The organism is Streptomyces sp. NPDC004561, from assembly GCF_053602155.1.
On record NZ_JBSGDB010000413.1, the window covers coordinates 1 to 7799 of the forward strand.

General features: G+C 66.9%; 6 protein-coding genes and 2 pseudogenes. 5 read left to right on the forward strand and 3 right to left on the reverse strand.

Annotated elements, in window-relative coordinates:
• Nucleotides 1–196 precede the first annotated feature (196 nt).
• A pseudogene (locus ACWEN3_RS36035) lies at nt 197–556 on the reverse strand (helix-turn-helix domain-containing protein); the annotation flags it as partial.
• A 759-nt stretch (nt 557–1315) separates the two neighbouring features.
• Between ACWEN3_RS36035 and ACWEN3_RS36040 the strand changes: the two are divergent.
• The 4 genes and pseudogenes from ACWEN3_RS36040 to ACWEN3_RS36055 all read left to right on the forward strand — a co-directional run.
• Nucleotides 1316–2035 (forward strand): 2OG-Fe dioxygenase family protein, encoded by a 720-nt coding sequence (locus tag ACWEN3_RS36040; RefSeq protein ID WP_452979783.1) that lies wholly within the window; start codon nt 1316–1318, stop codon nt 2033–2035.
• Between the two features lie 13 nt (nt 2036–2048).
• Nucleotides 2049–3236, forward strand: coding sequence for an argininosuccinate synthase-related protein (locus ACWEN3_RS36045; protein ID WP_452979786.1), 1188 nt, complete (start codon nt 2049–2051; stop codon nt 3234–3236).
• 143 nt (nt 3237–3379) lie between these two features.
• Nucleotides 3380–4345 (forward strand): DMT family transporter, encoded by a 966-nt coding sequence (locus ACWEN3_RS36050; protein ID WP_452979788.1) that lies wholly within the window; start codon nt 3380–3382, stop codon nt 4343–4345.
• Nucleotides 4346–4771: 426 nt separating this feature from the next.
• Nucleotides 4772–5775: pseudogene (locus tag ACWEN3_RS36055) on the forward strand (Tn3 family transposase); the annotation flags it as partial.
• A gap of 151 nt (nt 5776–5926) precedes the next feature.
• On the opposite strand, the gene ACWEN3_RS36060 reads toward ACWEN3_RS36055, so the two are convergent.
• Nucleotides 5927–6784 carry a site-specific integrase gene (locus tag ACWEN3_RS36060; RefSeq protein WP_452979791.1) on the reverse strand — a complete coding sequence of 286 codons (858 nt, stop codon included), beginning with the start codon at nt 6782–6784 and terminating at the stop codon, nt 5927–5929.
• Between the two features lie 26 nt (nt 6785–6810).
• Between ACWEN3_RS36060 and ACWEN3_RS36065 the strand changes: the two genes are divergently transcribed.
• The gene (locus ACWEN3_RS36065; protein ID WP_452979794.1) at nt 6811–6993 is read left to right on the forward strand and encodes a hypothetical protein; all 183 of its coding nucleotides are present in this window, start codon (nt 6811–6813) and stop codon (nt 6991–6993) included.
• An 82-nt stretch (nt 6994–7075) separates the two neighbouring features.
• On the opposite strand, the gene ACWEN3_RS36070 is transcribed toward ACWEN3_RS36065, so the two are convergent.
• Entirely contained in the window at nt 7076–7729 is a 654-nt protein-coding gene (locus ACWEN3_RS36070; protein WP_452979797.1) for a hypothetical protein, read from the reverse strand.
• Between the last annotated feature and the right edge of the window lie 70 nt (nt 7730–7799).

The following is a 7799-nucleotide window of genomic DNA, read 5'->3' on the forward strand; positions in this document are numbered from 1 at the left end:
AAGGACACCATCCGCGAGGCCACCGGCGAGATCAGACAGCTCATGGACCAGCACGGACACACCCCCGGTCCCGCGGCGACACACCTGACCACCCTCGCCGGCCTCCACGTCTACGCAACCGCACACGGCATCGCCCTCACGACAGAGACGAAACCACCGTGTTGATTCTTTACGGGCCCTAAGGGCGTGCAGATCATTAACTTGCCTTCTTGATCTTGCTTTGGATCGCGTCGGAAGCGAGGAACGTCGTGATGTCGGCGGGGGTGCGGAAGCGGGCGGTGGAGGCGCCGATGTGGTGGCCGTGTGCTTCGAGGAGTGGGCGGACTTCCTGACTCGCTCGGCAGGTGGTCACGGCGGAGACGCCAAAGAGTTGACCCAAGAGGTCCATGGTGGCGAGTTTGCGCAGGTGGAGCACGGTAGCGAGGATCCGGTCGGCTGAGGTGAGCTTGGCTTTGGCGCCTGTGCCCGGTGCGACCAGACGCTCGTGACCACGACGTGCGCGGAGCACTTCCTCGCGTTGCATCTCCAGCGCGGGCGTCAGAGTGTCAATGAGTGGGTCTGATGCATGATCGGGTGACATCTGTCACCCGAACCTGCAGCAGACCCTCCACCCCGAACTGGCGCGACACATGAACCTCGAACCAAACAACCTCGCTGGGACAAAACGCTCTTTCACTCGGGGTCCAGCATGATGAGCACCTGGCGGAGAAGGCTTCGATCTCGTCGGGTGACAGCTCGATGCCGCCGCTGGGTAGTTTCTCGCTCACCGAAGGAATCTGTCAGCGGACTCGAAGGGTCGCTGGCCGTAGTCGATGAAGGCGATGAACGAGTCCTGGAGTTGTACGCCGCTGGCGATCACAGCCGGTCACCAGCGGGCTGGGTTCCTCGGGGAACCGGCGACAGTTGAATACGCGAGCCCACCAGTACCGCGGGCCGGCTACCGCTGCGGGCGCGGGGATCCCCAAGTCGCTTGCGAGGAGTGATCTCTAGCACTTGACCACTCGGAGGGGCGTGCGGAGCGGCGATCCATCCGGTTTTGGCCGTTCGGCGTAGGCCTTAGGGAACGTCCACATGCTGGATTGCCGGTACTGGCATACGAGTTGAGGACCTACGATCACGACGGTGAAAACGATCTTGTGTCTTCGCATGTCTGTGTCCGGAACCGGAGCAGGCGGTACGAGGCGGGATCGAAAGTCAGTTCGGGCGGGCGCACGTACTCGCCGGACTGCGGGGGAGGCTTGCCAGTGCTGCCGAGCTTCGATCCGCCTGCGCTGCACCTTGGCGCTGAAACCCATCATCGACAGCGAGGAAGCTCATGTCTGGGACCAATCCGGAAACCATCGCTAGCCTGCCCGATCGAGGCTTAGTACACAGCTCGCTCAGCGCGGTGCTCGGCCCCGACACCACAGCGGGTGCGGAGTGGAAGGAGTTCGCCGGCAGCTGGGGCAACCTGCACCGTGACACCTACATGGCCGACGGCGGCACCTACCGGCTTCGAAGGTACTCCGAGTTCCTGGTCGACACCGCGAACGAGGGCCTGACGCTCCTGCCTCATGTGCCCTACTCCCAGTCCCGGAATATCAACTACCTGAACGGTGGCATCGACCGCCACTTCGAGCCGTTCGAGAAGCAGGTGGCAGGCGGTGCGCTGCTGAGCGACATCCTCCACTGGTGCGCTGACGCCCTGAAGGCGGTTACGGGCAACAGGCGGTGGAAGGTGCAGAGCTTCCAGAACCGCATCCTCGCACGTGATGCCGAGGCGGGGCAGCCGACGCCTGAAGGGCTGCACCGCGACGGCGTCGACTACGTCCTGACGCTCCTGATCGACCGCGAGTCGATCGACGGTGGCGTCAGCGCGGTGTACGCGGCCGACACCCGCGAACTGCTGGCCGAGGTGCTCCTCACCGAGCCCGGTGAGTTCCTCTTCGCCGACGACGTGCGGATGCTGCACAGCGTCACACCGCTCATCCCCATCGGCAGCGCGCAGGGGCATCGCGATGTCCTGATCGCGATGTTCACCCGCGCCGACGGCTGAGGGGAAGGCGATCATGATCCGCGAACAGCTCATTCGATCCTTCCGGCAACTCTCCGCCGGCAATCTGGATCCCGCGCTGCCTCTGGTCACACTCTTCAGCGGCGGCCTGGACAGCACCTATCTCCTGCACCGGCTCCGCGAGGCCGGGTTCAGCCGCATCCATGCGGTCAGCGTCGACCTGGGGGAAGACGAGACAAGCGAGGACAAGCGGCGCATCGCCGAGGCTCTGGGCGCCCAGCTCCACGTCATCGACGGCAGGGAGCTCTTCGCCGAGGAGTTCGTCCGGCCGGCCATCGCCGCGCAGGCGGTCTACCTGGACACCCACCCGGTCAGTTCGACGCTCAGCCGCCCCCTCATCGCCAGGCTCGCGGTGGAAGTCGCGGGCGACCTTGACGCGCAGGCGGTGCTGCACACCGCGAACCGGTCGCAGAACACCCTGCGGCGGCTCAACGGGGCCCTGGGCCTGCTCGTTTTCGCCGGGCGCTACGGCAGCCCCTACGACCTCGACCCGGTGGACCGCGACGAGAAGATCCAGGCGCTCAAGGAGGTCGGCCTGGACCAGATGAGTCAGCGCATCGTCAGCGGCGACTCCAACCTGTGGTGCCGCGAGTTCGAGTCGGGCATCCTGGACGACCCGGAAGACCACGCGGTGCCTGAGCACATGTACCGGTGGAGCGCCCGGCGCGCCACCACCGACAGCGAGATCGTCGAGATCGACTTCCGCACCGGGGTACCAGTAGCCGTCGACGGCGTGGAGATGCCACTCACGGCGCTGATCGCCGCCCTCAACGACCGGGTCGGTGCCTACGGTATCGGCCGGTACAGCGGTCTGGAGCACCTCGACAACGGCGAGAAGGTGCTGGAGATCCGTGAGATGCCCGCCGCCTGGCTCCTCCTGCGCTCCTACCGCCACCTGGAGACCGCGACGCTCAGCGCGGAGACCATCCGGGAGAAGATGCACATGGAGCAGGTGTGGGTGAGGGAGGCCCTGGAAGGGCGCTGGTACGGCGAGTTGCGACAGGCCGTCCAAACCTTCACCGACCGCTGCGCGAGCGCGGTCACCGGCTCGGTGCGCTGGAAGCTGTCAGCCGGTGGTGCCGAGACGCGTGCCATCCGCGCGGACCAGCCCCGGTACCTGCGCGACCGGGAGGCGTGGGAGCACGAATCAATACGGCTTGAGAGTGCTGCCTACGCGAAGTAGCGCCTAGCGGTGACACACGTGCCGCGTCTGCTCGAGCCGCACTGCTCGCCAGACGCGGCACGCCAAGCCCCGTCCGCACACAATGACACCGCACCCCTCCGTCCTGCGCAGAGCAGGACGACAGTGACTCCTGGGAGCAGCACGTGCCCGCATCCAGAACCATCCCACGAACCGGCCTGGTCGACGCCCTGCTCCTGGTCGTCGCGATCGCCTGGGGTTCCACCTACCTCGCGGCCAAGGACCTCGTCACGGCCAAGACAGTGATCGCGATCCTGGGACTGAGATTCCTGATCACCGCGGTGGCGATGGCGCCCCTCTGCGTGCGCAGACTGCGGCGCGCCTCCGGCGCGGAGGTAGGCACCGGGCTGCTGCTGGGCGTGATCCTGGCGGCGATCATGACATTCGAGACGTTCGGCATCGCCGGAACCTCCGCCACCAACGCCGGGCTCATCATCAGCCTGACCATCGTGATGACGCCGCTGTTGGAGAACTTGGTGGCACGCTCCTGGCTGCCTCCCGCCTTCTTTGCGGCTGCCGTCATCGCGGTCGTCGGCGTGGCGCTGCTGGCGGCGGGATCCTCCCTGCGGGCCCCCTCTGTGGGAGACCTGCTCGTCCTGGTGGCCGCCGCGATCCGGGCGGTGCACGTCACGGTCATGCACCGCCGCTCCGCAAAGCGGCAGTTCGACTCGTTGAACCTGACCTGGCTGCAATTGAGTGTGGGCGCGGTGGTGTTCTGCGCGGCAAGCCCGTTCGCCGGCGACTCCGCCGCTGCTGTCGCCTGGCGCCTGGACCCGGCGCAGTGGGGAGATCTGCTGTATCTGGCGCTGGTCTGCACCGTCTTTGCCTTCTTCATCCAGATGTGGGCGGTGCGGACCACCTCGCCGTCCCGGGTGAGCCTCCTGCTTGGCACAGAGCCGATCTGGGCGCTCGCTGTCGGGGTGATCCTCGGCGGCGATCACATCGGGTACACCGGGATCCTCGGGGCTGCCCTGGTCATCGGCGGCACGAACTGGGGCCGCCGGGTCGAGCGCGCTCACCGGGAGCGCGGCACGGCTGAGGCGGCGCACGCCACCCAACCCCTGGAGCCCTCGGAGACCGTCGAGGCGTAAAACGCCCTGGCCTGCGAACGACGTTAGTCCCCAGCGCTACCGCCGATGATGGCGCTTGGCCGTCTCCTTGCCAGCCGGGCCGGTCAGATGTCGGTCGTCGTCGGGTCGTCGGTGCCGTGCCGCCGCAGCGGCCGGTGGCCGTGTTCGTCGAGCTGGGCCGGCTCGCCTTGCGCGCGATGGACAACTCCGGTTTGACGGTGTCGGCGTCCATCTCGTCTGCCCGCGCTGCCGCCAGCTCGTCCAGCGCCTCCGGCAGCGCCGGGTTGTCGATCGCAGCGACGGGGAAGACGGGCGGCTTCGCGCCCCGGCTCGGCTTCGCGGTGCTGTGCGGTTCTGCGGATACTCGGGGCGTTCCCGACCGAAGACCTGGCGGTGGTGCCCGCCATGGTGGTGCGGTTCGCGGTGCGCCGTCCACGCCCGGCCGTGTTCCTGGACGCCTTCGTGCACTTGGGCGACGGCAGGACCCGCATGAAGGACCTCACCACCTCCATGGTGGCGCTGCTGGTGAGCGAGGCGTGCAACATCGGGATGACCCCGGTCATCAACCCGAACTTCGACGCCCTGACCCGCTCCCGCCTGGTCCACGTCGACCAGTACTACCTTCGGGCCGACACCATCGCCGCGGCCAACGCCGCCCTGATCGAGGCCCAGGCGAAGGTGCCGATCGTCAAGTTCTGGGGCAAGGGCCTGCTCGCCTCCGTCGACGGCCTGCGCTTCGTCGTCCCCGTCCGCACCATCAACGCCGCCCCGTCGCCGAAGTACTTCGCGAAGAAGAAGGGCATTACCTGGCTCAACGCGATCAATGACCAGGTCATCGGGATCGGGCAGATGGTGGTGCCCGGCACCCCGCGAGACTCCCTGTTGATCCTGGACGCGCTGCTAACCCGGACGGCGGGGTGAAGCCGGAGATGGTCGGCACCGACAACGCCTCCTACTCCGACATGGTCTTCGGCATCTTCAAGATGCTCGGCTACCGCTTCTCCCCGCGGTTCAAAGACCTTCAGGACCAGCGGTTCTGGAAGGCCCAGATGTCCGGCGGCGAGACGGTGGGCGGGTACGGGCCGCTGGAGGCGCTCGCTCGGAACCGGGTGAACGTGAAGAAGGTGCTCACCGCTTGGCGGGACATGCTGCGGGTGGCCGGCTCCCTGGTCACCAACCAGGTCCGCGCCTACGACCTGCTGCGGATGTTCGGCTGCGAGGGCCACCCCACGCCCTTGGGGCAGGCGTTCGCCGAGTACGGGCGGATCGCCAAGACCCTGCACCTGCTCGCCGTCTTCGACCCGGTCGACGACACCCATCGGCGGCAGATGCACAAGCAGCTCACCGTGCAGGAGTCCCGCCACAAGCTCGCCCGCGACATCTGCCACGGCAGGAAGGACATCATCCACCAGGCATACCGGGACGAGATGGAAGACCTGTTGACCAAACTACCGAGGGGTGAGCTGGAGCGTCCCCGGAGTTCGACGCACGGTGACGAGATCGGCCTGTCGGCTAAGCGTGCTTCCCTCGAAACCGTCCCGTACAACCGTCCTGATGTGCTGTCATCACGAGTCGTTGGAGACCACAGCGGTTCGTGGAGGATCAGGTGCAGGAGCGTACGGAGTTACGTGATGTCACAGCACTTGCGGTGCCGAGGGTCGGCCGGGTTGAGGAGACCGGCGACCCGACCCTGTCGTACCGGCTGCTCGACATGGACGGCGTCGAGGTGGCGGCGGTCAGCGAGTTCCTGCTCGACATGCGCGCTGACGACGACAGCCCGGCTTCGCTCCGCTCGTACGCGTATGAGCTGCTGGCCTGGTTCCGACCTGTTAACTGCACCATGTCTTGATCGTGAACCAGGCGGATGGCCTGGTCGTTCCGGGAGCGTGGTGTGGTGGAGGACGTGAGACGTGCCCTGATGGAGGGGAAGTGCTCGGTTCCCGAGGTCGGCGCTGTGGTCGCGGGGGCGACGCCCGATCTTCCGTTGAACGGCTGATGCCGGTCCGGCACCCGGGCGAGTGCCGGGTCGAGGCGCTTTTGCATCGGGGAATCGCCGTCGTACTCCTCGGCGACCACCGCCCAGTCGTAGAAGCTGGAGACGGCAGCCAGGATCCGGTTCACGGTCGCCGGCGAAAGCAGGCTACCCGGCGCCTCCGGACCGCCGACCACGACCGTCAGGCCGAGCCGCTGGGCGGGCCGACGCGACGGCGCCCGCCTCAGGAACGCCAGCAGCCGGAGGGCGTCCGGGCCCCGGACCTGGCGCCAGTCCATGCCCTCAGCAGCGAGGAAGGTGAACAGGCGCCGCAGGTCGTACGCGTACGCACAGATCGTGTGCGGCGAGAACCCCCGGTCGACCAGGTGATCCAGGAACCGGCAGGCCGCTGCGAGCGGTTCACCGTCACCGTCGACCAACCGCACCCGGCGTACGACACCGCCGTCGCGTTCCTTGACCACCCGCACACCGGCCTCCCCAAGCCTGCATTCGGATGGCCCAACGAGACCTGAACCTCCACCGCCACGGCACCGGTTCAAGCGTCACTCGAAGGTGTCCAGATAAGGAGATCCACGGCCGCTACGCCTTCCATGCCACCAACCCGGCCACGGGCCTGCGTCAGCTGCGCGACCGCGACGCGGAGGAGGACACCGACGGCGGCGAGGACGACGCGTAGCGCCGACAGTAGCGCCAGGGAACGGCCTCCAGGGTGTGCAGCTGCGGTAGAACTCGTTGAGGCCAGTGAGAGAGACCGGACGCTACACGGGTTCCGTGGTGAACTTGCGCCAGACCGGGCCGCCGCTGGCGCCGAGGAAGTGCTGGAAGTCCCAGTAGACGCCTCCTTCCAGGCGGCCGAACCCGTCGCCCGGGCGGGCGGGCTGGTTGCGGGGGTCGTGCTCGTCCTCGTAGTCGATGTCTTCGTATGCGGGGTCGTCGATGCTGTAGTGGGTCAGATAGGCGCGAGCGTGCTCGAAGTTCAGGTTCAGAGCCGGAAACTGGGCGAGCAGGAGGTCAGGGCGCCCCTGGCAGGGAAGATCACCGAAGAACGAGCTGATGTTGCCGGTCTGCTGCTGGAACTGGTCGATCACCGTGCCGTGGTTGAACAGCTCGCAGCCCCAAAAGTCGTCGTCGTAGATGAAGGTCAGCAGCCCGGGGCAGTCGTGTACCCGCGAGACGTGCAGCTGGGCGCGTCGACGCAGATCCCACTCCCAGCCCTTGTTCCAGTCCAGCACGGTCCAGCCGTCGCACTGCTCGTGAAGGGTGTAGTAGTCGCCGTAGTAGCGCCGATGCGCATCGTCGTCGCGCAGCCCCTCCAAGCTGTGCCCTTCCTGCTGCCAAAACTCCTCCAACGCGGCGTTCACCCGTTCATGGTCAACACCGTAGAAGAGGTTGGTGCGTCGGAACGTGCCCATAGGCGTCCCCCAAGTCATGTGGTCGGCGATCGCATCACGTGCTCTCGACGGGCAGTGTCGCAGGTCGGCC